The sequence below is a fragment of the Nocardia sp. NPDC057227 genome, assembly GCF_042669725.1.
GTDB lineage: Bacteria > Actinomycetota > Actinomycetes > Mycobacteriales > Mycobacteriaceae > Nocardia > Nocardia asteroides_A.
The window spans coordinates 199,501-218,527 of sequence record NZ_JBHUXA010000008.1 but is presented as its reverse complement, the minus strand read 5'-3'; the positions used below and the strand labels follow the sequence as shown (position 1 = coordinate 218,527).

The 19,027-nt window shown below is 68.7% G+C and carries 26 protein-coding genes; 18 read left to right on the top strand and 8 right to left on the bottom strand.

The annotated features are described in order from the left end of the window. The first annotated feature begins 18 nt into the window (after positions 1-18). The 5 genes from ACFUJ1_RS14425 (at position 19) to ACFUJ1_RS14405 (ending at position 3,978) form a co-directional block, all read left to right on the top strand. Positions 19-981 (top strand): AAA family ATPase, encoded by a 963-nt coding sequence (locus tag ACFUJ1_RS14425; protein ID WP_378645649.1) that lies wholly within the window; start codon positions 19-21, stop codon positions 979-981. Then, entirely contained in the window at positions 978-2,252 is a 1,275-nt protein-coding gene (locus ACFUJ1_RS14420; protein WP_378645647.1) for a DUF58 domain-containing protein, read from the top strand. Before ACFUJ1_RS14425 ends, ACFUJ1_RS14420 begins: the two co-directional genes overlap by 4 nt. Next, on the top strand, positions 2,249-2,755 hold the full coding sequence (locus ACFUJ1_RS14415; RefSeq protein ID WP_378645646.1) for a hypothetical protein: 507 nt from the start codon (positions 2,249-2,251) through the stop codon (positions 2,753-2,755). The genes ACFUJ1_RS14420 and ACFUJ1_RS14415 overlap by 4 nt, the downstream gene beginning before the upstream one ends. A gap of 249 nt (positions 2,756-3,004) precedes the next feature. Next, a complete protein-coding gene (locus tag ACFUJ1_RS14410; RefSeq protein WP_378645644.1) occupies positions 3,005-3,451 on the top strand; it encodes a hypothetical protein in 447 nt (148 codons plus the stop codon). A gap of 14 nt (positions 3,452-3,465) precedes the next feature. Beyond that, on the top strand, positions 3,466-3,978 hold the full coding sequence (locus ACFUJ1_RS14405) for a flavoprotein (RefSeq protein ID WP_378645643.1): 513 nt from the start codon (positions 3,466-3,468) through the stop codon (positions 3,976-3,978). A 3-nt stretch (positions 3,979-3,981) separates the two neighbouring features. On the opposite strand, the gene ACFUJ1_RS14400 is transcribed toward ACFUJ1_RS14405, so the two are convergent. After that, positions 3,982-4,161, bottom strand: coding sequence for a hypothetical protein (locus tag ACFUJ1_RS14400; RefSeq protein ID WP_378645641.1), 180 nt, complete (start codon positions 4,159-4,161; stop codon positions 3,982-3,984). Between the two features lie 169 nt (positions 4,162-4,330). After that, positions 4,331-4,687 carry a hypothetical protein gene (locus tag ACFUJ1_RS14395; RefSeq protein WP_378645640.1) on the bottom strand — a complete coding sequence of 119 codons (357 nt, stop codon included), beginning with the start codon at positions 4,685-4,687 and terminating at the stop codon, positions 4,331-4,333. Between the two features lie 323 nt (positions 4,688-5,010). On the opposite strand from ACFUJ1_RS14395, the gene ACFUJ1_RS14390 reads away from it, so the two are divergent. Genes ACFUJ1_RS14390 through aat form a run of 4 tightly spaced genes read left to right on the top strand, consistent with a single transcriptional unit; the run spans position 5,011 to position 7,304 of the window. Next, the gene (locus ACFUJ1_RS14390; RefSeq protein WP_378645638.1) at positions 5,011-5,901 is read left to right on the top strand and encodes a helix-turn-helix domain-containing protein; all 891 of its coding nucleotides are present in this window, start codon (positions 5,011-5,013) and stop codon (positions 5,899-5,901) included. After that, a complete protein-coding gene (locus ACFUJ1_RS14385; RefSeq protein WP_378645637.1) occupies positions 5,891-6,088 on the top strand; it encodes a DUF397 domain-containing protein in 198 nt (65 codons plus the stop codon). Before ACFUJ1_RS14390 ends, ACFUJ1_RS14385 begins: the two co-directional genes overlap by 11 nt. A 45-nt stretch (positions 6,089-6,133) precedes the next feature. Beyond that, positions 6,134-6,529 carry a DUF4870 domain-containing protein gene (locus tag ACFUJ1_RS14380; protein ID WP_378645635.1) on the top strand — a complete coding sequence of 132 codons (396 nt, stop codon included), beginning with the start codon at positions 6,134-6,136 and terminating at the stop codon, positions 6,527-6,529. Positions 6,530-6,569: 40 nt separating this feature from the next. Next, positions 6,570-7,304 carry a leucyl/phenylalanyl-tRNA--protein transferase gene (gene aat / locus ACFUJ1_RS14375; RefSeq protein WP_378645634.1) on the top strand — a complete coding sequence of 245 codons (735 nt, stop codon included), beginning with the start codon at positions 6,570-6,572 and terminating at the stop codon, positions 7,302-7,304. Here aat and ACFUJ1_RS14370 read toward each other — a convergent pair. Then, positions 7,293-7,676, bottom strand: a complete 384-nt coding sequence (locus tag ACFUJ1_RS14370; protein ID WP_378645632.1) for a winged helix-turn-helix transcriptional regulator — start codon at positions 7,674-7,676, stop codon at positions 7,293-7,295. The genes aat and ACFUJ1_RS14370 overlap by 12 nt on opposite strands. 112 nt (positions 7,677-7,788) lie before the next feature. Here ACFUJ1_RS14370 and ACFUJ1_RS14365 point away from each other — a divergent pair, with 112 nt between their 5' ends. The 4 genes from ACFUJ1_RS14365 to ACFUJ1_RS14350 all read left to right on the top strand — a co-directional run bounded on the left by ACFUJ1_RS14365 (position 7,789) and on the right by ACFUJ1_RS14350 (position 9,071). Then, positions 7,789-8,169 carry a Rid family hydrolase gene (locus tag ACFUJ1_RS14365; RefSeq protein ID WP_378645741.1) on the top strand — a complete coding sequence of 127 codons (381 nt, stop codon included), beginning with the start codon at positions 7,789-7,791 and terminating at the stop codon, positions 8,167-8,169. A 25-nt stretch (positions 8,170-8,194) separates the two neighbouring features. Continuing rightward, on the top strand, positions 8,195-8,455 hold the full coding sequence (locus tag ACFUJ1_RS14360; RefSeq protein WP_378645630.1) for a ribbon-helix-helix domain-containing protein: 261 nt from the start codon (positions 8,195-8,197) through the stop codon (positions 8,453-8,455). After that, complete coding sequence (locus tag ACFUJ1_RS14355) at positions 8,452-8,691, top strand: toxin (RefSeq protein WP_378645629.1); 240 nt, start codon at positions 8,452-8,454, stop codon at positions 8,689-8,691. Before ACFUJ1_RS14360 ends, ACFUJ1_RS14355 begins: the two co-directional genes overlap by 4 nt. A gap of 125 nt (positions 8,692-8,816) precedes the next feature. Beyond that, on the top strand, positions 8,817-9,071 hold the full coding sequence (locus tag ACFUJ1_RS14350) for a hypothetical protein (protein WP_378645627.1): 255 nt from the start codon (positions 8,817-8,819) through the stop codon (positions 9,069-9,071). On the opposite strand, the gene ACFUJ1_RS14345 is transcribed toward ACFUJ1_RS14350, so the two are convergent. The 3 genes from ACFUJ1_RS14345 to kstD all read right to left on the bottom strand — a co-directional run bounded on the left by ACFUJ1_RS14345 (position 9,045) and on the right by kstD (position 12,608). Continuing rightward, positions 9,045-9,938, bottom strand: coding sequence for an NAD-dependent epimerase/dehydratase family protein (locus ACFUJ1_RS14345; RefSeq protein WP_378645626.1), 894 nt, complete (start codon positions 9,936-9,938; stop codon positions 9,045-9,047). The genes ACFUJ1_RS14350 and ACFUJ1_RS14345 overlap by 27 nt on opposite strands. Positions 9,939-10,062: 124 nt before the next feature. Then, on the bottom strand, positions 10,063-10,926 hold the full coding sequence (locus ACFUJ1_RS14340; protein ID WP_378645624.1) for a MaoC/PaaZ C-terminal domain-containing protein: 864 nt from the start codon (positions 10,924-10,926) through the stop codon (positions 10,063-10,065). Beyond that, positions 10,926-12,608: a 3-oxosteroid 1-dehydrogenase gene (gene kstD, locus ACFUJ1_RS14335; protein ID WP_378645623.1), complete on the bottom strand. Its 1,683-nt coding sequence runs from the start codon at positions 12,606-12,608 to the stop codon at positions 10,926-10,928. The genes ACFUJ1_RS14340 and kstD overlap by 1 nt, the downstream gene beginning before the upstream one ends. A 95-nt stretch (positions 12,609-12,703) precedes the next feature. Between kstD and ACFUJ1_RS14330 the strand changes: the two genes are divergently transcribed. From ACFUJ1_RS14330 to ACFUJ1_RS14320, 3 genes are read left to right on the top strand one after another with little or no spacing between them, the layout of a single operon-like run. Continuing rightward, positions 12,704-14,305, top strand: a complete 1,602-nt coding sequence (locus ACFUJ1_RS14330; RefSeq protein WP_378645621.1) for an FAD-binding protein — start codon at positions 12,704-12,706, stop codon at positions 14,303-14,305. Continuing rightward, complete coding sequence (locus tag ACFUJ1_RS14325) at positions 14,306-15,091, top strand: 2-keto-4-pentenoate hydratase (protein WP_378645620.1); 786 nt, start codon at positions 14,306-14,308, stop codon at positions 15,089-15,091. It begins immediately after the preceding gene. A gap of 60 nt (positions 15,092-15,151) precedes the next feature. Next, positions 15,152-15,913: a hypothetical protein gene (locus ACFUJ1_RS14320; RefSeq protein WP_378645618.1), complete on the top strand. Its 762-nt coding sequence runs from the start codon at positions 15,152-15,154 to the stop codon at positions 15,911-15,913. Here the strand turns inward: ACFUJ1_RS14320 and ACFUJ1_RS14315 are convergent. Both ACFUJ1_RS14315 and ACFUJ1_RS14310 read right to left on the bottom strand, forming a co-directional pair. Beyond that, entirely contained in the window at positions 15,906-16,325 is a 420-nt protein-coding gene (locus ACFUJ1_RS14315) for a PIN domain nuclease (protein WP_378645617.1), read from the bottom strand. The genes ACFUJ1_RS14320 and ACFUJ1_RS14315 overlap by 8 nt on opposite strands. After that, positions 16,322-16,531 (bottom strand): type II toxin-antitoxin system VapB family antitoxin, encoded by a 210-nt coding sequence (locus ACFUJ1_RS14310; protein WP_378645615.1) that lies wholly within the window; start codon positions 16,529-16,531, stop codon positions 16,322-16,324. The genes ACFUJ1_RS14315 and ACFUJ1_RS14310 overlap by 4 nt, the downstream gene beginning before the upstream one ends. Before the next feature lie 227 nt (positions 16,532-16,758). Between ACFUJ1_RS14310 and ACFUJ1_RS14305 the strand changes: the two genes are divergently transcribed. Together ACFUJ1_RS14305 and ACFUJ1_RS14300 are read left to right on the top strand one after the other, a co-directional pair. Further along, the gene (locus ACFUJ1_RS14305) at positions 16,759-17,496 is read left to right on the top strand and encodes an SDR family oxidoreductase (RefSeq protein WP_378645614.1); all 738 of its coding nucleotides are present in this window, start codon (positions 16,759-16,761) and stop codon (positions 17,494-17,496) included. Positions 17,497-17,601: 105 nt separating this feature from the next. Then, positions 17,602-19,023: an ATP-binding protein gene (locus tag ACFUJ1_RS14300; RefSeq protein ID WP_378645612.1), complete on the top strand. Its 1,422-nt coding sequence runs from the start codon at positions 17,602-17,604 to the stop codon at positions 19,021-19,023. Positions 19,024-19,027 lie beyond the last annotated feature (4 nt).

Below are 19,027 nucleotides of genomic sequence, written 5' to 3'. Positions count from 1 at the left end.
GGAAATGCGGGTGTTCACATGACCATGCCGATGGACGCTACCGTCCACCGCAGCGAGGCCATCCTCCGCGAGATGTCGCGGGTGGTGGTGGGTAAACGCGACGAATTGCAGCTGATTCTGGTGGCTGTGCTCGCGGGCGGCCACGTACTGATCGAGGACCTGCCCGGCTTGGGCAAGACGCTCATCGCCAGATCGTTCGCCGCCGCGCTGGGGCTGAACTTCACCCGGGTGCAGTTCACCCCCGACCTGCTCCCCGCCGACCTGCTCGGCTCCACCATCTACGACATGAACACCGGCCGCTTCAACTTCCGCCGCGGCCCGATCTTCACCAACATGCTGCTCGCCGACGAGATCAACCGCACCCCGCCGAAAACCCAGGCCGCGCTGCTGGAGGCGATGGCAGAGGGACAGGTGAGCATCGACGGCGAGACCTTCCCGCTGCCCGACCCGTTCATCGTGCTCGCCACCGACAACCCCATCGAGTACGAGGGCACCTACCCGCTGCCCGAGGCCCAGCTGGACCGGTTCGCCATCCAGCTCCGGCTCGGCTACCTCTCCGAGCACGACGAGACCCAGATGATCCGGCGCCGGTTGGAGCGCGGGTCGGTGCCGGCGCAGGTCGGGCAGGTCGTGGATGCCCAGGGGCTGCTGGAGATGCGGCAGTCGGTGGAGTACGTGACCGTGCATCCCGACGTGGTCAGCTACGTCGTCGCGCTGGCCGCCGCCACCCGCGCGCACCCGCAGGTCGAGGTGGGCGCCAGCCCGCGCGCCGAACTCGACCTGGTCCAGATGTCCCGGTCGAGGGCGCTGCTGCTCGGCCGCGACTACGTCATCCCGGAGGACATCAAGGCACTGGCCGTCTCCGCCATGGCGCACCGGATCACGCTGCGGCCCGAGATGTGGGTGCGGCGCATCCGTGGCGAGGATGTGATCTCCGAACTGCTACGCCGGCTTCCGGTGCCGCGCGCCACGAACTCATGAGGCATCGGGACGCGGGCGCCACCGTCGAGGCGGAGCTGCGGTGGCGGCCCGCTCCGCTGGTGTTCATGCTGCTCGCCGTCGCCGGGGGCGCGCTGCTGCTCGCGCTGGTGCTGCAGCGGTGGCAGTTGGTTGTTTTCGCGGCGCCGATGATCGGGGTGCTGATCACCGCGCCGTGGCAGCAGTCGCGGACCCGTATCCAGGTGGACGGGTCCGGGACTCTGCGGTGTTTCGAGACCGAGGAGGTGACGTTCTCCGTCGCCGCCTTCGTTGACGACGGGCACGCGCTGCTCCGGATGGTGCCGGAGCCGCTGGGTGGGCTTGCCATTCACGTCGAGGAGAGCTCGGACTCCGGGCTCGCCCCGGCCGGGTTGAAACTCGCGCTCTCCGCGCAGCGGTGGGGGCGGTATCCCGCCGCTGTCCGCGTTTCCGCGCTGAGTCCGGCGGGGCTTGCCGTGGCTACCGCTGTGCTGCCCGCCGGGCAGCTGTATGTGTACCCGATCACCGATCCGCAGCGGCTCACGCTGCCGCGCATCGATATGCCGGAGCGGCTCGGCGTGCATCTGACCCGGAAGCACGGGCCGGGTGTGGAGTACGCCGATATTCGCGCCTACGCGCCGGGTGATCAGCTGCGGCTGGTGAACTGGCCGGTGAGTGCGCGGCGCGGGAAGCTCTACGTCACCGAGCGGTTCACGAATCGCTCCGCCGACGTCGTCGTCCTGGTCGACACCTCCCAGCAGGCGCCGGGCCCCGCCACCGACTCGCTCGAATTGTCCGTGCGCGGCGCCGCCCAGGTCGTGCAATCCACCCTGCAAGCCGGTGACCGCACCGCCGTCGTCTGCCTAGGCGAAACCCCGCGCTGGTTGCGGCCCGATATCGGCCGCCGCCAGTTCTATCGGATCGTCGACACCGTGCTGGATGTCGGCGACGAGCACATCCCCACCACCGGCACCCTCGCTCCGCACGCGGCAGTTCCGCTCGGCGCGATCATCGTCGCCTTTTCCACTCTGCTCGACACCCAATTCGCTTTGGCGCTGATCGATCTCCGCAAACGCGGGCACGTGGTGATCGTGGTCGACGTGTTGCGCGGCACGCCCTTCAGCGCGGGGCTCGATCCGACGCTCAGCAAGATGTGGCAGTTGGAGCGGACCGCCATGTACCGGGACATGGGGACGGTCGGCGTCGACATCGTCGGCTGGCCCGAGGACGCCCGGCTCGACCAGGTCATGAAGTTGATCCCCGAGCACCGCCGCATGATTCGAGCCCGCCGATGAAGCGCTTCCTCGCCGCGCTCTCCGGGGTGCTGCTCGCCGTTGCCGTCTGGGTGGTCGAGCCGTGGTTCGCTCTGGTTGTCCTGCTCTTGGCCGCCATCGGCCTGTGGTTCCGGATCGCCGCCGTCGCCGCGGTCCTCGTCGTCGTCGGCCTCATTGCCGTCGCCGACGTCGACCTGGTCGTCTGCACCGCCGCCGGTCTGGTCGCCACCACCTACCTGCTGCTCAGCGCGACCGTCACCGCCCCGTCCGGGGTAGTCCCCACCACCATCCCCTCCGTAGTCGGCGCCCTCTTCTTCTCCGGCTGCGCCGTCCTGGTCGCAAGCGTCCCCATCGACCTCCCCTACGCCCCCCTCGCCGCCCCGGTCCTCGTTCTGGTCCTCTGTGCGCTCGTACTGCTCGGAGTAGCCGTGCGCCGCAACGGTTCCCGACCTGACCCGGCCCCGGCTCCAGCCGCCGAGCCAACCCCGGCCCCCACCACGGTGGAGGCCCACTCCGAGCCCTGAGCGGCCTAGGGTGTCATCGGGAATCCACCGACGCGCTGAGCGCCACTGAGAGATGATGAACCCGGGAGGGGAAATGGACAGGGGCACAATCCACCGCTGGAACCCAGCGACGGGAACGGGCGTCATCCGAATCGGTGAAACGCTCGTGTGGTTCCACTTCTCCGCCTTCGACAATGCCTCGGTGACCGACATCGCCGCAGGTCTGCCGGTCGACGTCGAAGTCGACCACACGCCTCAGGGGGAGTTCTCGTGTCGCGCTACACGCATTCGGCTGTCATCGCCTGCATCCTGGCAGTCCTGACCGCGGGCCCGGCATCCGCGAAGCCCGGACAGGCCGATTTCACTCCATCGAACACCGCACACCGATACAGCGGCGACCACGGGATCTTCACCGCCGACGCCGTATACGACCCGGCGAACCCTCGCCTCTTCTGGTCCCTCCGGCTGTCGGATTCCGTGCGCGCGATCGTGCAGGGGCCGATGTCCTGCGGAGCCCATGTCGAGGGGAAGCGCGGATACGCCGACCATCACCCGTCCATTCCCGCGGACTATCAGTGGCACTCCGTCGTGCCGAACCTCCAGGTGGATACGCAGTACCGGCTCGTCGCCAACTGCGCGTTCACCGCGACGAACGGTCACACCACCGCGCCCGGTCGAGTGGACTACTCGGTCGTGTTCACCCTGCACTCCCGGTGAGCCATGATCGCTCGGTGCCCACCCTCTACCTGATCATCTGCGCCGCAGGCACCGCCAACCGTGCCGTGGACATGGTCCGCTCCGCGCAGGCCGAAGGCTGGTCCGTCCACTGCATAGCCACCCCCGCCGCCGTCGAGCACTTCCTCGACATCCTTGAATTGGAAGCCACCACCGGCCACGAGGTGCGCACCGCCCACCGCAACCCCGGCGACCCTCCACTCCCGCCCGCCGATGCCGTCATCGTCGCCCCCGCCACCTACAACACCATCAACAAATGGGCCGCGGGTATCGGCGATACCTACGTCCTCATCAAACTCGCGGAACTCACCGGCCTCGGAGTACCGATCGTCACCGTGCCCTACGTCAATTCCGTCCTCGCCGCGAACCGCGTTTTCCACCGCAGCCTGGCCGAACTCCGGGAATCCGGAATCCGCGTCTGCTACGAACCCCATCCACCCGGCGGAGGTGCCTTTCCCTGGGACGCCGCGCTCGCCGCTGTCCAACCCGGTAGATCGGATGCGGGGTGAGAATTACGGCTCCAGGAAAAGGCGCTCGTTCGGTAGGCGCGGTGTTTTGGCCGGGCCGTGCGGTCTTACCCGCACCGTTTCGGCGAGGCGGTGGTGTTCGAGGTCGCAGACGAATACCAGCGCGGCGGTGAGGCAGGCGGTGAAATGGAACTCCAGCCCGCCGATCAGGAGGGTGAGCCACACGTCGGGCTCGTGTGGATGGGGTGACGGCATCGTCAGGTCTGGGCCCAGCGGGCGACAGCGATAGCCAGTCGCTCGAGCAATTCGAGTTCCGGCGGTTGCAGGGCATCTGCTGGCGGTGGGATCAGCTCTGGGATTCGGAGCGGAAGCGGATCCGGAGCGGGGCGGGCGGTCATCGCGCTGCCGCGCACCGGCGGAGGGCGGCGATCACCGTGCTTCGCGACGGTAGCGAAGTGCTGGTCGGCGGCACGATCCAGATCCGTGCCGCTGCGCACCGGAGCGCCGGAGACGGGAGCGGAATATCCGTGCCTGCGACGATCCCGGCGTTGACTTCGGCCAGTCCGGCAGGCGGGCGGTCGTCGGGCAGATCGACCTCGGTCAGGAACATCCACCGCCGGGAAGACGGATAGCACGACACAGGCGCGCCCTGGCCGATCGATTCCAGCCGAGCCGCGACGGCACCGCCGAGCCCGGCAGGCATAGTGATCGCGGAAATCTCTGTACCGGGTGCAAAGGATTTGCCGAACACACCACCGGGGGATGAAGGCGGGTATGCCGCACACGTTTCGGTAGTACGCACAGCGTTGCTTCGGGGTGGTGCCCCAGGGCGGCATCCGGGTGTTCATCAAAACCCCGCTCTCGACTGGCGATTGCCGGAGCGTCGCACTCCGGCTTGCGATTTCGCCCATGAGACATCGGCCGCAGAGTATGGTCTCGCCGAATCGGGGCGCCCGATCGGATTCGCTCGTCGGCCCAGAGGCGTGCCCGTCGCAGGTGGGAGTAGGTATTCGTAGCGGGTCGGGGGCTGCACCCGAAGTGGGTGCACCGGCGGACCCGGAATGGGGGAAGTTCATGGATCAGACGGCCTCGACACTGCCGCGCCGACAGCTCGGTCGATACCTCCGCGAATGGCGTTCGCGGGTCGGCTTGACCCAAGCGGCAGCTGCGCGGTTGGTGGAGATGAGTGCCAGTGCGCTGCAACGAATCGAAGCGGGGGAGACGACGCGCATTCGTCCGCGTGATGTAGAAGCGCTCTGCGATGTCTACGGAGTGCCTGAGGAGGTGACCACGGCGTTCGTCGGGCTTGCCCGCCAGGGGAACGCGAAGAGCTGGTTCCACCAGTACGGTGACCTGATCCCGCCCGGCTTCAACGTGTACGTGGGCCTGGAGTCGGTTGCCACTCACCTTTTCTCGTACCAGCCGGAGCTGATTCCGGGAATGCTGCAGACGCCCCAGTACGTGCAGTCACTTCTCCGGGCAGCGCGACCGGACCTGACACCGGACGAGCGGGAGCAGCGAGTGGAGTTCCGAATCCATCGGCAGTCCATCATCAATCGACGGACCCAACCGGTGCAGCTGGACGTGGTGGTCGGCGAAACGGCGCTGCGTCGCCCGGCGGGCACACCTGGCGTGATGGCCAAACAGCTGCGGCACCTGGCTGATGTACCCGGGCGGTTGCCGAATGTCTCGGTGCGGGTGCTGCCATTCGACGCAGGGTTCCCGGGCGGCGTGTCCATGCCACCGTTCGTCATCCTTGGGTTCGGCGATGCGGCCCCAGGTGAGCCGGTCGAACCGCCGGTTGTCTACCTGGAGGCGGTGGTCGGCAATATGTACCTCGAAAAGCCCGAGGACACCGCGAAGTACCATGAGGCCTACGACCGCATCAGACACGCTGCACTGGACGAGACGGCGAGTAGGCAACTGCTGCGGCAGGTGATGAGGGAGTTCGAACGTGGAGCATGAGCCGTCGGGTCTGACTTTCCGCAAGAGCACCTACAGCCAGGCCGAGGGCGAGTGCGTCGAGGTGGCCGAGGCACCGAACGGCGACCGCTACGTCCGCGACTCCAAGAACCCCGACGCCGGAACCCTCCACTTCACCGCTGGCGAATGGACCGCCTTCAAGCGCGGCGTACTCAGCGGAGAGTTCTGAGAAACCTGGGATCGGTAGGTGTCGCGCCCGGCATCTACTTACCGCATGACATCTTCACAGCTCCCCCAGAACAACCCGCAGACCGGCCTGGACAAGAAGACCAGCGCGATCCTCTCCTACGCCCTCGGCTGGCTCACCGGAATCGTCTTCCTCTTCGTGGGCAAGAACGACCCCGACGTGCGCTTCCACGCCGCGCAGTCGATCGTGTTCTTCGGCGCGGTCTCGGTGCTCAATATCGTCCTGAGCATCCTCGGCTCGCTCCTCGGCGCGCTGGGAATCGTCTTCAGCCTCGCCGGATTCGCCCTCGCGGTCTTCGCCGCCGTCGTCTGGGTGCTGGCCATGGTCCAGGCGAACAAGACCGGCGGCGTCCGCGCGGAACTGCCCATCGTCGGAAAGTTCGTCGCCCCCTACGCCGATCGGCTGGCCACCTCGGCCAACTGACGGCAGGAGGCTCCTCGCGAAGGTCGGTAGCGTCTCACCGGTGGACGCTACCGACCTGATGCGGATGTACCTGGCCGATCCCGACCAGCCCTTCCCACCTGTCGAACTCGCCGACCCCTCCGGGCTGATCGCCTTCGGCGGCGATCTGTCTCCGCAGCGGCTGCTGAACGCCTACTCCTCGGGCATCTTCCCCTGGTACGACCCCGGCGAAATGATCCACTGGTACTGCCCGGACCCACGCAGCATCCTGATACCGACCGACCTGCGCGTCACCAAGTCGCATCGCCGAGCCGTCGAGAGAGCCGACTACGCGGTGACCATGAATCGCGCCTTCACCGACGTGATGTCGAACTGCGCCGAACCCCGCGGCGACGACGCCGGGACCTGGATCGGCTCGGACATGCTCGCGGCCTACCTCCGGCTGCACCACCTCGGCCACGCGCACTCGATCGAGGTGTGGCGCGACGGCGACCTCGTCGGCGGCCTCTACGGCGTCGCGTGCGGACGCTCCTTCGCCGGCGAATCCATGTTCTCCCGCGCTCGCGACACCTCCAAGATCGCGCTCTACTGGCTCTGCGCCCAACTCACCGCCTGGGATTTCGACCTCATCGACTGCCAGGTCGCCTCCGGTCACCTCACCTCCCTCGGCGCCATCGAACTCTCCCGCGCCGACTACCTGGCCCTGCACACGAGCGCCGCCGCCCGCCCCGGCCCGCCCGGCCCGTGGCAGTTCGACATCCCGGTCCCCGCCGCGCCCGGCCACCTACCCCGGTAGTTCCTCGGCGCTGTCGAAGCGATCGCGGGCGCGCTCGATATCGGTCATGTGGTTGGTGGCCCAGTGCAGAATCGCATCGATCGGCGGGCGCAGCGTCTTCCCGAGCGGCGTGATGCGATATTCCACCGCGACCGGCCGCGAACTCAGCAGCACCCGCTCGACGATTCCGTTGCGCTCGAGCTTGCGCAGCGTCGCGGTCAGCGATTTCTGCGTGACCGCCGGGATCGCGCGGCGCAGGGTGTTGAACCGGCAGGGGCGTTCGCACAGTTCGTTCAGAACCGCCAGCGACCACTTGTCGAGCACCTGGTCCAGCAATTCGCGGTGCGGCGCGCTGATGGTGAACTCGGCCGTCGCGTGGGAGGTATCGGTCATGAAACTACGTTCCCTTGAAGTGTCCTGGACATACCAAGTATCAAGGTTATACCTAGTCCGGAAGTAACCAGAGGAGAACACCGTGCCTGTTATCCGTTCCACCCCCGAAGGCATGATGCAGCCGACGCCCTATCACCACGTCGCTGTCGGCACCGGCTCCCGGCACGTGCACGTCAGCGGTCAGATCGCCCGCCTTGCCGACGGCACACCGGTGGCCCCCGGCGACCTGGCCGGTCAGGTGGCGCAGGCGCTGCGCAACACCGCGATCGGTCTGACCGGCGCGGGCGCCACCTTCGACGATGTCCTGCGCCTGACCTTCTACGTGACGCACTGGGCACCCGAGCAGATCACCGACTTCATGGCCGGCGTCGAACGCGTCGCCGCCGACATCGGCCTGCCCCTTCCCCTCCCGCCCGCCTCGCTGATCGGAGTCGACTACCTGTTCCAGCCGGATGTTCTCGTCGAGGTCGAAGCCACGGCAATTCTCGACTGAAAAGTTTCGTATTACAATAATGAGCATGACTGATGAGACGATCGGCGGTGAGCCCGTCACCGACCAGATGATCCAGGGCTGGGCAGACGAGGCGGAAGCTGGCTACGACACCGAGAAGCTGCGCAAACGCGGTCGGCCGACGGTCGGGGACGGGCCGGGAGCTGTGGTGCCCGTGCGGATGGACGCGGCCTTGCTGCGGGCTCTGAACGCTCGCGCAGAGCAGGAGCATGTTTCCAGGTCAGAGGCGATTCGAGAAGCGGTGCGGGCCTGGACCCAGGTCGCGTGAGGGCGCACAAATCCGCCCTGAAGCATGGAATAGCAGAAGCGGACGGCCTCTACGCCGCGCAGCGCCACGTCTATGTCGCAGATCTTGACGACGAGAACCCCGCACGCGAGTTTCGGTTGGGGTTCGACCCGAACGGTCGACTCCTGGAATTGGTGGTCCTGCGCTTCGACGGCGGCGGCGAACTCCTCATCCACGCGATGAAGGCCCGGCCGCAGTACTTCGACCTCCTTCCCTGAGCGGGCGGAAGCCGGCGGGGTAGCGCGGCCAGGAGCGACAGCAGTTGAAGTTCGGTTTCGCGTTCCGCCGTGACGGTGGCCCGCGCAATTGACGAGTTGTGCACCGAAGCTCAGGAATGGTGGAGATGAGCAAGACGTACACCGTGCGGGTTTCGCGCGACGAGGACGCATGGCTCGTCGAGGTGCCCAAGGTCGCTCGCGTCACCCAGGCACTCGACCTTCAACAGGTCGACGATATGGCTCGCGACCTCTTCGCCATCATGGACGATGTCGACCCGTCGTCGATCGACCTTCGCATCGAATGGCCCGCCGACATCGCCGCGCAGCAGTTGGTCGATGAAGCTCGGCAGAGCTCAGCGGAGAGTCCTGACCTGCGCTGACCACGCATCCCGGACGATCTCCTCGAGCTCCGACCGGCGGGGTGACCAACCCAGGTCCGCGATTGCCCGCGACGGATCGCTGATCGAGACCGCCGGTTCCGGCGCCGCCGGACGGTACTCGAGCGAAACCGGCAGCCCGGTCACGCGCTCCACCGCGGCGACGACATCCTTCACACTGCTCCCCACCCCACTGCCGACGTTGTACTTCACCGCGCGCGAGACCGCGGGCAGCTGGTCGACAGCGGCGGTGAAGGCATCCGCCGCGTCGGCGATGTGCAGATAGTCGCGGACCGCCGACCCGTCTCCGTTCACCGTGAGCGGCGTCCCGCAGCCGGCGGCGGTGAGCGCGCGAGGGAGGAGGCGGGTGGGGTCAGGGTCGGCGCCGCCGGCGATGTTCAGCATCCGCAGGGTGATGGTGGCGAACGATTCGAGCGCCAGTTCGGCGGCGAGTTTGCTGGCGGCGTAGGGGTGCGGCGGGGCCGCGGGCAGCTCCTCGGTCATGGGCTGCCGGTCCGGAGTGCCGTACACCGAGCCGGTGGAGGCGAAGACGATGTGGCGGATGCCGACCGAGGTCATCGCGTCGAGTAGCGCGAGCGTCCCGGTCGCGTTGGTGCGGAAGTAGCCGAGCGGGTCGGTGAGCGACTCGCGGGCGCGGGTGCGACCGGCGAGGTGGCACACCGCGTCCACCTCCCGGACGGCTTCCCGGAGTGACCCGGGATCGTGCAGGTCGGCGACCCGGACCGGGCCGGGTACGCCGACCCGGCCCGGCGCCCGAACCATCGGAATGGGTTCATGGCCGCGGTCGCGCAGCGCTGCGACGACGGCCCGGCCGAGATAGCCGTTCGCTCCGGTCACGAGTACCCGCACCGGGCCATCATGGCAGGTCGGCGGCTGGTCGTGGCGGTCTTACGCCCGCGCCGCACCGATGCTCGGGCCGAAACGTCCTTCGCAGCCGCCCGGGCGACAGTGCGTCCGCAAGGCGCGGCGAAACCTATTCCGCGATCCGCAACTCCACATCCGCCAGCACCGGCGCATCGTCCCGCTCGACCACGGTCACCCCGAGCGTGACCACATCGCCGGACTTCCACCCGCGAATCCGCAACGTCTCCCCCGGGAAGACCACCCCGGCGAACCGCGCCCGGAACCCGCCGACCTTCGAAACATCGCTCCCGAGAAGCGCATCCGTCGCCGTCTTGCAGGTGATCCCGTACGTGCACAGCCCGTGCAGGATCGGCGCCGGAAACCCGGCCCCCTTCGCGAACGCCGGATCCGAATGCAGCGGATTGCGATCCCCGCTCATCCGATACAGCAGCGCCTGCTGCGGCAGAATCGGCACCAACTCCTCGAAATCCGGAGCGGACGAGGGAATCTCGACCTTGGTCGAAGGCCCCCGCTCCCCGCCGAACCCACCCTCACCCTTGGCGAAGATCGAGGACCGATCGGTCCACAGCGGCTCCCCGTCGGAGCCGACAATGGTCAGCTCGCGAACAACGACAGCGGCGGAGCCTTTGTCCCACACCTCGGTCACTCGACCGGACAGAGTCGCTTTCCCGGAAGCCGGAATGGCCCGGTGCAGCACGATCTCCTGATGCGCGTGCACCACCTTCGCCAGGTCGATATCGACCCCGGGGTAACTCACCTTGGGCGGCTCGGTCTCGTGCACGGTCGGCGCGACGGCCGCGAAGGTGGGCAGTACCTGCGGCGAAACGTCGTCCAGGTAGCGCAGCTCCGCGGGGTCGGTCCAGCGCGTGCCCGCGCCGAGCCCGAGGTGATAGATCTGTACGTCGGACGGCGTCCAGGAGAACGAGCGTCCGGGCAGTTCGGCGCCGAGCGCGCGTTCCAGGTCGATGGGCATCAGTGAACCTCCTTGGCCTTCTGCTCGACGATATCCAGGACGGCCAGGTATCCGAAGGTCAACGCGGGGCCGATGGTGGCGCCGGGACCGGCGTAGGTGTGGCCCATGACCGGCGCGCTCACATTGCCGGAGGCGTACAACCCCTCGATCACGCTCTGATCCTCGCGCAGCACCCGGGCAGCGGTGTCGGTGACGACGCCACCCTTGGTGCCCAGGTCGCCCGGCACGAGGACGACCGCGTAGAACGGCCCCTCCTCCAGCGCGCCGAGGCACGGGTTCGGCTTGACGGTCGGATCGCCGTAGTACTTGTCGTAGGCGCTGTCCCCGCGGTGGAAGTCTTCGTCGACACCGGTCTTCGCGAATCCGTTGAACCGCTCGATGGTGGCGGCCAGCTTGTGGGCGGGCACCTTGATCTTCTCGGCGAGCTCGGCCAGCGTCGGCGCGGAGACGATGTAGTCGTTCTCCAGCCAGCGCTTGGGAATCCGCTGCCCCGGCTGCAGCCCGGCGAAGATGTAGCGGTTGCGGTAGCGCTGGTCGAAGACGAGCCAGGCGGGAATGTTCTCGCCGGGGCCGTCGCCCTCGCCGTACTCGCCGCCGTACATGGTGTGCACCGCCTCGACGTACGGCGCCGACTCGTTGCCGAACCGCTCGCCGCGATCGTTCACGATCACGCACCCGGGCAGGTTCCGCTCGGAGAGGCAGAACCAGGGCTTGCCGCCCTTGAAGATGGTCGGGCCCCACCAGGCGTCGGCCATGATGTCGGTGTCGGCGCCGAGCTCGAGCGCGGCGCGGTGGCCGTCGCCGGTATTGGCGGGGGCGCCGGTGGTCCAGTCGGTGGTGATCGGGGCGCGCTGGTACTTCGCGCGCATCTCCGCGTTGTGGTCGAACCCGCCGGTCGCGAGCACGACGCCGCGCTTGGCGGTGAACCGCACAGCCTCGCCGTTCTGCTCGGCGTCCACCCCGACCACCCGGCCGTTCTCCACGACGAGCCCGGTCAGCGGCGTCTCCAGGAGCACCGGCACGTTCGCGTCGAGCAGCCCCTTGCGGATGGCGGCGGCCAGCGCCTGACCCATCCCGAGCAGGTGCTTCCCGGTGAGCCGCGCCCACGTGGTGCGCGCCCCGACCTTCGCGGCCCGCAGCATGCCGCGCGGATGCCTGCGGATCAGGTTCAGCTGCTTGAAGTCGGCCTGGGTGACCACGACGTTCAGCGGCGCCTTGCTGTAGTTGGGCTCCAGCTTGAAACGCTCGGCACCGAGCACCTTCGCGTTGAAGGGCTTGGGCTCGCAGGAGCGCCCCTCGGCCGTCCCGCCCGGCGCCTCGGGGTAGTAGTCGGAGTACCCCGGCACCCAGTTCATCTTCAGCGGCGTGTGGTCGAGCACGAAGTCGAACGCCTCGGCGCCGCGGTCGATGTAGGTGTCGATCCGGTCCTTCGGCACCACCTCGCCGATGATGCTGTGCAGGTAGGTGCGGGCCTCCTCGCGGTCGTCCGGGCGCCCCGACGCCTTCAGCGCCTTGTTCCCCGGAATCCACACCCCGCCCCCGGAGCGCGCGGTCGACCCGCCGTAGTGCGCGGCCTTCTCGATGACAACCACGCTGAGTCCGTGGTGTGCCGCGGTGAGGGCCGCGGTCATCCCGGCGGCGCCGCTGCCGACCACCACCACGTCGTATTCCCGATCGCTCATGTAGAACACGTTATAGAATGGACGCGGCTTTGGTCTATGTCGAGTGGCAGATGACTCGAGAACAACCAGGTAACTCGTTTCAGTTCGGAGTGTGAATGGTCTGGGATAGCAGTGCCGACGTCGTCGTGATCGGTGCCGGGGCCGCGGGCGCCGCCGCCGCGCTGGAGGCGGCGGCAGCGGGGGCGCAGGTGCTCGCGCTCGACCGGTTCGCCGGCGGCGGGGCGGCGGCGCTCTCCGGCGGGATCGTCTACGCGGGCGGCGGCACCAGCATCCAGCGCGCGGCCGGGGTCACCGACGATCCGGCGTGGATGCTCGCGTATCTCCAGCGCGAGGTCGGCGACGCGGTCGCGCCGGAGACGCTGCGGCGGTTCGTCGACGAGAGCCCCGCGCTGATCGACTGGCTGATCGAGCACGGCGTCCCCTTCGACCCCGCGCTCTGCCCCTACAAGACCTCCTACCCGAACGACGACTGGTACCTCTACCACTCCGGCAGCGAGCTCTCCGGCGCCTTCGCCGACATCCCGCCCGCGCAGCGCGGGCACCGGGTGAAGGGGCGCGGGGTCTCCGGGAAGAAGTTCGCCACCGGGCTGCTCGCCTCGATGCGCAAGGCCGGGATCCAGCTCGAGACCTACACCCGCGCGACGACCCTGCTCACCGACGACACCGGCGCGGTGATCGGCGTCGAGTGCGTGACCATGAACAGCGCACCCCGCCGCGTGCGCGACCAGTTCGCGCGGATGGCGGCGCTCGCGGCCAAGCCGGGCATCTACTACCCGCCGCTGCGCACGGCGATGGAACAGCGGATGGCCCGGCTGGAGCAGCGCTACGGCGTCACCACGAGGGTGCTTGCCAGGCGCGGCGTGATCGTGAGTGCCGGCGGCTTCATCGCGAACCGGGAGATGGTGCTCGAGCACGGCCCCGAGTTCCGGCACGGCCTCGCGCTCGGCACCACCGGCGACGACGGCAGTGGCATCCGCATGGCGCAGGAGGCCGGCGCCGTCACCGCGCACATGGACAACATCTCCGCCTGGCGCTTCCTGCTCCCGCCCAGCGCGTTCGCGGGGGCATTGCTGGTCGACGCGGCGGGCACCCGCGTCATCGACGAAACCCGCTACGGCGCGGCCGTCGGCGGCAAACTGGTCCGCGAGCACGGCGGGCTCGGCTGGCTGCTGGCCGACGACGCGGTCGCGCGGCGTGCCTTCGGGCAGATCCACAGGGAAGGCGCCTGGTTCCAGCGCGCCCAGTTCGAACCGGTGCGCCGCCGGGCCGTCAAGGCCCCGACCATCGAGCAGGCGGCCAGGAAGGCGGGCATCGACCCGGCCGGGCTGCGCGCCACCGTCGAGGCGCACAACGCCGCCATCGCGAACGGCACGCCCGACCCCGTCGGCAAGCCTGCCGAATTCCGCGAAAACTGCGCCACCGGCCCGTTCTGGCTGTTCGATGTGGGTATCAAACCCAGCCTGACCAACCCCTGCCCGATGCTCACGCTCGGCGGCGTCGTGGTGAACGAGGAGACCGGGGCCGTGCGCGACCGCGACGGTGCCGACATCCCCGGTCTCTACGCCGCGGGCCGCACCGCCGTCGGCATCTGCTCGCGCTCCTACGTGAGCGGGCTCTCGCTCGCCGACTGCGTCTTCTCCGGGCGCCGCGCCGGGCGGGCGGTGGCGGGCGCGGACATAGTGGAAGGAATCCGATAGGTGCTCTCCGAGGCGGTACGCATCGAGCTGGCCGACGAACTCGCGGTCGCCGAGCGCGAACGGGTCGCGATCGACCCGCTGGTGGCCAGGCACCCGGAGATCGACGTGGTCGACGCCTACGAGATCCAGCTGCTGAACATCAGGCACCGGGTGTCGAACGGCGCGAAGGTGGTCGGGCACAAGGTCGGGCTCTCCTCCAAGGCCATGCAGCAGATGATGGGCGTCGACGAGCCGGACTACGGCCACCTGCTCGCCGAGATGGAGGTCTTCGAGGACCGCCCGGTGCCCGCCGCGAACTACCTCTTCCCCCGGGTCGAGGTGGAGGTCGGCTTCGTGCTCGGTGCCGACCTCCCCGGCGAGGAGTGCACCGAGGCCGACGTCCTCGCCGCCACCACCGCCTTCGCTCCCGCCATCGAGTTGATCGACTCGCGGATCAGGGACTGGAAGATCGGGCTCTGCGACACCATCTCCGACAATGCCTCCTCCGCCGGGTTCGTGCTCGGGCCGGAGCGGGTGGCGCCCGGTGACATCGACATCAAGGCGATCGACGCCGTGCTCACCCGTAACGGTGAGGTGGTCGCGGAGGGGCGCAGTGACGCGGTGCTCGGCGATCCGGTGATCGCGGTGGCGTGGCTGGCGCGGAAGGTTGCGGGCTTCGGGGTGCGGTTGAAGGCCGGGGATATCGTGCTGCCCGGATCCTGCACGCGGGCGATCGATGCGCGGCCGGGGGATAGTTTTCTGGCCGAGTTCGCCGGACTCGGCTCCGTCCGGCTGCGGTTCGAGTAATCGTTGTCCGCGTAGCGGTTTCGTCCCTTCCGGCATGATCGACGCCGGAAGGGGTCGCCGATGTCAGCCGATATGCCGCCCATGCGGCCGCTCGACGAGTACCGCAAACCGCCGTCGCTCTGGCCGGTCGGAGTCTTCGGCGCGGTGCTGCTCATCGCAGGCATCACCTTCCTTGCGTTCCTCTTCGACCTGCTCCCGGAGTCCGACCCGCCGGTCCACCGTGCCGACCTGCCGCCGCGCTCCCTCCCGCAACCCGAGCACGCCCAGCTCAGGCCGCCCAGCCTCACCGCCCCGATCCTGCCCGGCTTCCAGGGGGTCGCGGTGCCCTCCCGCGGCGTCGCCTACGACGTCCCGCTGAGCTGGACCGTCAGCCCCGAGGGCGTCATCCGCGGCTACGAGAGCGCGCGCGGCCGCATCACCGGCCGCGGCCCCGCCAGCGACGGCGACGACTACTGCGGCACCGCCACCCGAGCCCTCGCCTTCGTCGCCCGCACCGGCACCCCCGACACCGCCTCCGCCGCCATCGATGTCGGCGCCGCCACCGCCGACATCGGCTACCGCGGCTCCCGCTGGGGCCGCCGAGCCACCCCCGCGGTCCCGCTCACCACCCTCGGCGGGCTCGCGGGGCACGTCGTCGAGACTTCAGGAACTCGCCAACCCGACGACCCCGTGTGCCCTACGGACTTCTCCGTCTACACCTTCGCCTTCCGCCTGGATCGGGAGTTGCTGGTGCTGACCGTCGGGGCCGACCGCGGGGTCGCGGGGGAGCTGTCGCCCGCGCGGGCGCAGCAGATCTTCGCCACCGTCCGGCGGCTCAACTGATCGCTCCCGGCGGGGCGATCCACTGTGTGGGTTGTCCGGTCACCTTGGCCACGGTTTCGAAGTCCCGGTCGTAGTGCAGCAGGGTGACGTCGTTCGCCTCGGCGGTCACGGCGATGAGTAGGTCGGCGACCCCCGCGCTGCGATGGTGCCCCTCCTCGGTCAGGCGCTGCTGCACCTCGTGGGCTCGGGTCCACGCACTGTCCGGAGTGACGACCCAGCCGAACAAATCCTCGAACATGGCTTTCTTGTGCACCCGATCGGTCAACGAGCGGGCGCTGAACAGCAGTTCCAGTTCGACCGTGTCGCACAGCGCGACCACGCCTGCGGTGACGGTCTCGTGCCAGGTCCGTCGCACGGCCGGATCGGTGAGCAGGCGAACTGCGGCGGAGGTATCGATCAGGTAGCCGATCACCGCCGGTACTCGCGCTTGTCGAGCAGCGAGTCGAAGTCGCCCTGCTCGGCCATTTCGGCGAGGCCGTTGAGCGCCTTCACCCTCTTCAGCCGTCGGGCGACCTCCACGAGAGCCGCATTCACGGTGTCCTTCTTGGTGGAGGTTCCGAGCAGTTGCTGCGCCTCCGCGAGGGCATCGTCATCGACCTCGATCAATAGCTTCGACATACCCTTAGTATATATGTGCTATGCCAACCGTATATAAGGTCTGTTGAGGTGATGCGAGTGACGAACCTGCGCGCCGCGCGGTTCACGTCACCCCGGCAGACGAGTTCGAGTTCAGCGAAGTCGGGATCTCTCACGGTTGCTGACGTGACGCACGCCTCACGGGTTCCCTGTCAGCTTCCCCGGACCTACCTGGTCTATCCGGTAACCGACGAGCGAAGGAGCGGGCGATGAGGATCGCGGTGGCAGGTGGGACCGGGACTGTGGGGAAGCCGGTGGTGGAGGTGCTGCGCGAGCGCGGGCACGAGGCGGTGGTGCTGGCTCGGTCGACCGGGGTGGACCTGCGCACCGGTGCGGGGCTGGACCTGACCGGAGTCGACGCGGTGATCGATCTGACCTCGCTGGTCACCCGATCGGCCCCGGCGGCGACGGAGTTCTTCGAGCAGGTCACCGCGAACCTGCACCGCGCGGAGCAGGCGGCGGGGGTGCGGCACCATGTGCTGCTCGGCATCGTCGGGAGCGATGCGGTGCCGTTCGGCTACTACACCGGGAAGATGGCACAGGAGCGCGCCGTCGAGCGTGGACCGGTGCCGTGGACGCTGCTGCGCGCCACCCAGTTCCACGAGTTCGCCGGACAACCGCAGGGTGGGGTGCGGGTCGGCCCGCTGACGCTGGTCCCCGCCATGCGGGTGAATCCGATCGCGGCGCGCGAGGTGGCCGAGCGGCTGGTCGACCTGGCGGTCGGTGCGCCGGCGGGTCGGGTGCGAGACCTCGGGGGTCCGGAGGAGCTGCCGCTGGACGACATGATTCGCCGCTATGCCGCCGCCACCGGTCGTGGCGATCGGGTGCTGCGGTTCCCGCTGCCGGGGAAGGCGGGACGTGCGTTCCGGCAGGGAGCCCTGGTAGCCGGGCCGGATGCCGATCGCGGAATTCAGACGTTCGCACAGTGGCTCGAAATGCGCCCCTAGCAGAGCCTTTCTGAGAGAAGTATACTTATCATAACTGTACTTCTCCCGGGAGGCGCTGTGGAAAAGCCAGCCGATGTCTTCGATCGGGATCGCGAGTGGGACGCGTTGCGCCGCTTCGTCACGGACGAAAGCCGCGGAGCCTCGCTCGGCGTCGTCTCGGGCCGGCGGCGGCAGGGAAAGAGCTTCCTGCTGGAGGCGGTCTGCGAGAGCGCGGGCGGTTTCTACTTCTCGGCGCAGGAAGCCACCGACGCCGAGTCGCTGGCATCCATCGGGCAGGCGCTGACCCGGCACCTGCGGCCGGTGGTGCCGTTCGCGCCCGCCGACTGGGGGCAGGTGCTCGACGTGCTGCTCAGGATGGGAGCGGAGCGGCCCGTCCCGGTGGTGATCGATGAGTTTCCCTACCTGGTGCGGGTGAACCCGGCACTGCCCTCCATCCTCCAGGGCGCGTACGCCCCTCGGCGGAGCGAGCGCACTTCGTCCCGCACCCGGCTGCTGCTGTGCGGCTCGGCGCTGTCGTTCATGGGGAAACTGCTGTCCGGGAATGCCCCGCTGCGCGGCCGCGCCTCGCTCGAACTGCCTATCCGCACCCTCGGGTATCGGGAGGCGGCGCGGTTCTGGGAGATCGATGACCCGCGGCTGGCGCTGCGCGTGCACGCGGTGGTCGGCGGCACGCCCGCGTACCGCACCGAGATGATCCGCTACGACGCCCCGCGCGGGCTCGACGATTTCGATGACTGGGTCGTCCGCGCGGTCCTCTCCCCGGGCAGCCCGATGTTCCTCGAAGCCCGCTACCTGCTCGCCGAGGAACCGGACCTCCGCGACGGCGCGATCTACAACTCGGTACTCAATGCGATCGCCAACGGCAACAGCGGCCGCGGCGGTATCGCGGGCTACGTGGGCCGGAAGTCGAACGAGCTCGCGCACCCGCTGACGGTGCTCGAGGATGCCGGCCTGATCACCCGCGAAGTCGACGCCTTCCGCGCCAACCGCACCGATTTCCGAATCGCCGAACCGCTCCTCACCTTCTATCACGCGATCATGCGGCCCTATTGGCCTCAGCTCAGCGCGGCGACGGCCATCGAGCGCATCTGGGAACGGTCCGCGCAACGCTGGACGAGCAATGTTCTCGGGCCGCACTTCGAGCAGGTGTGCCGGGAGTGGGCGGCGCTGTACGGGCATCAGCGGCGGCTGGCAGATCTGCCGGTTCGGGTGTGTGCGGGCACCGTCAACGACCCCGTCGATCGGACGACGCACGAGGTGGACGTGGTCGCGGTCGGTTATGCAGACGGAAGCCGGGCGCCGCTGCTCGCGCTGGGCGAGGCGAAGTGGAACGACGTCATGGGGCTCGGGCACCTGGATCGGCTTCGGCGCATCCGCGATCTCGTCGGCCGTCAGGGACGCTACGACGCCGAGGCGACCCGCCTGCTCTGCTTCTCCGGGGCCGGATTCACCGACGATCTGGTGCAGGAGCAGAGCCGTGGTGAGGTCGAGTTGATCGGCCTCGATGAGTTGTACGGCAGGGCGTAGGCGG

Excerpts from the sequence above, each read along its gene's own strand:
- ACFUJ1_RS14340 (WP_378645624.1), bottom strand. The coding sequence starts at position 10,926 with ATGCCCATCGACCTGGAACGCGCGCTCGGCGCCGAACTGCCCGGACGC.
- ACFUJ1_RS14365 (WP_378645741.1), top strand. The coding sequence starts at position 7,789 with ATGATGCAGCCGACGCCCTATCACCACGTCGCTGTCGGCACCGGCTCC.
- ACFUJ1_RS14370 (WP_378645632.1), bottom strand. The coding sequence starts at position 7,676 with ATGACCGATACCTCCCACGCGACGGCCGAGTTCACCATCAGCGCGCCG.
- ACFUJ1_RS14390 (WP_378645638.1), top strand. The coding sequence starts at position 5,011 with ATGGATCAGACGGCCTCGACACTGCCGCGCCGACAGCTCGGTCGATAC.
- ACFUJ1_RS14310 (WP_378645615.1), bottom strand. The coding sequence starts at position 16,531 with ATGTCGAAGCTATTGATCGAGGTCGATGACGATGCCCTCGCGGAGGCG.
- ACFUJ1_RS14380 (WP_378645635.1), top strand. The coding sequence starts at position 6,134 with ATGACATCTTCACAGCTCCCCCAGAACAACCCGCAGACCGGCCTGGAC.
- ACFUJ1_RS14360 (WP_378645630.1), top strand. The coding sequence starts at position 8,195 with ATGACTGATGAGACGATCGGCGGTGAGCCCGTCACCGACCAGATGATC.
- ACFUJ1_RS14330 (WP_378645621.1), top strand. The coding sequence starts at position 12,704 with ATGGTCTGGGATAGCAGTGCCGACGTCGTCGTGATCGGTGCCGGGGCC.
- kstD (WP_378645623.1), bottom strand. The coding sequence starts at position 12,608 with ATGAGCGATCGGGAATACGACGTGGTGGTGGTCGGCAGCGGCGCCGCC.
- ACFUJ1_RS14305 (WP_378645614.1), top strand. The coding sequence starts at position 16,759 with ATGAGGATCGCGGTGGCAGGTGGGACCGGGACTGTGGGGAAGCCGGTG.
- ACFUJ1_RS14320 (WP_378645618.1), top strand. The coding sequence starts at position 15,152 with ATGTCAGCCGATATGCCGCCCATGCGGCCGCTCGACGAGTACCGCAAA.
- ACFUJ1_RS14350 (WP_378645627.1), top strand. The coding sequence starts at position 8,817 with ATGAGCAAGACGTACACCGTGCGGGTTTCGCGCGACGAGGACGCATGG.
- ACFUJ1_RS14420 (WP_378645647.1), top strand. The coding sequence starts at position 978 with ATGAGGCATCGGGACGCGGGCGCCACCGTCGAGGCGGAGCTGCGGTGG.
- ACFUJ1_RS14415 (WP_378645646.1), top strand. The coding sequence starts at position 2,249 with ATGAAGCGCTTCCTCGCCGCGCTCTCCGGGGTGCTGCTCGCCGTTGCC.
- ACFUJ1_RS14425 (WP_378645649.1), top strand. The coding sequence starts at position 19 with ATGACCATGCCGATGGACGCTACCGTCCACCGCAGCGAGGCCATCCTC.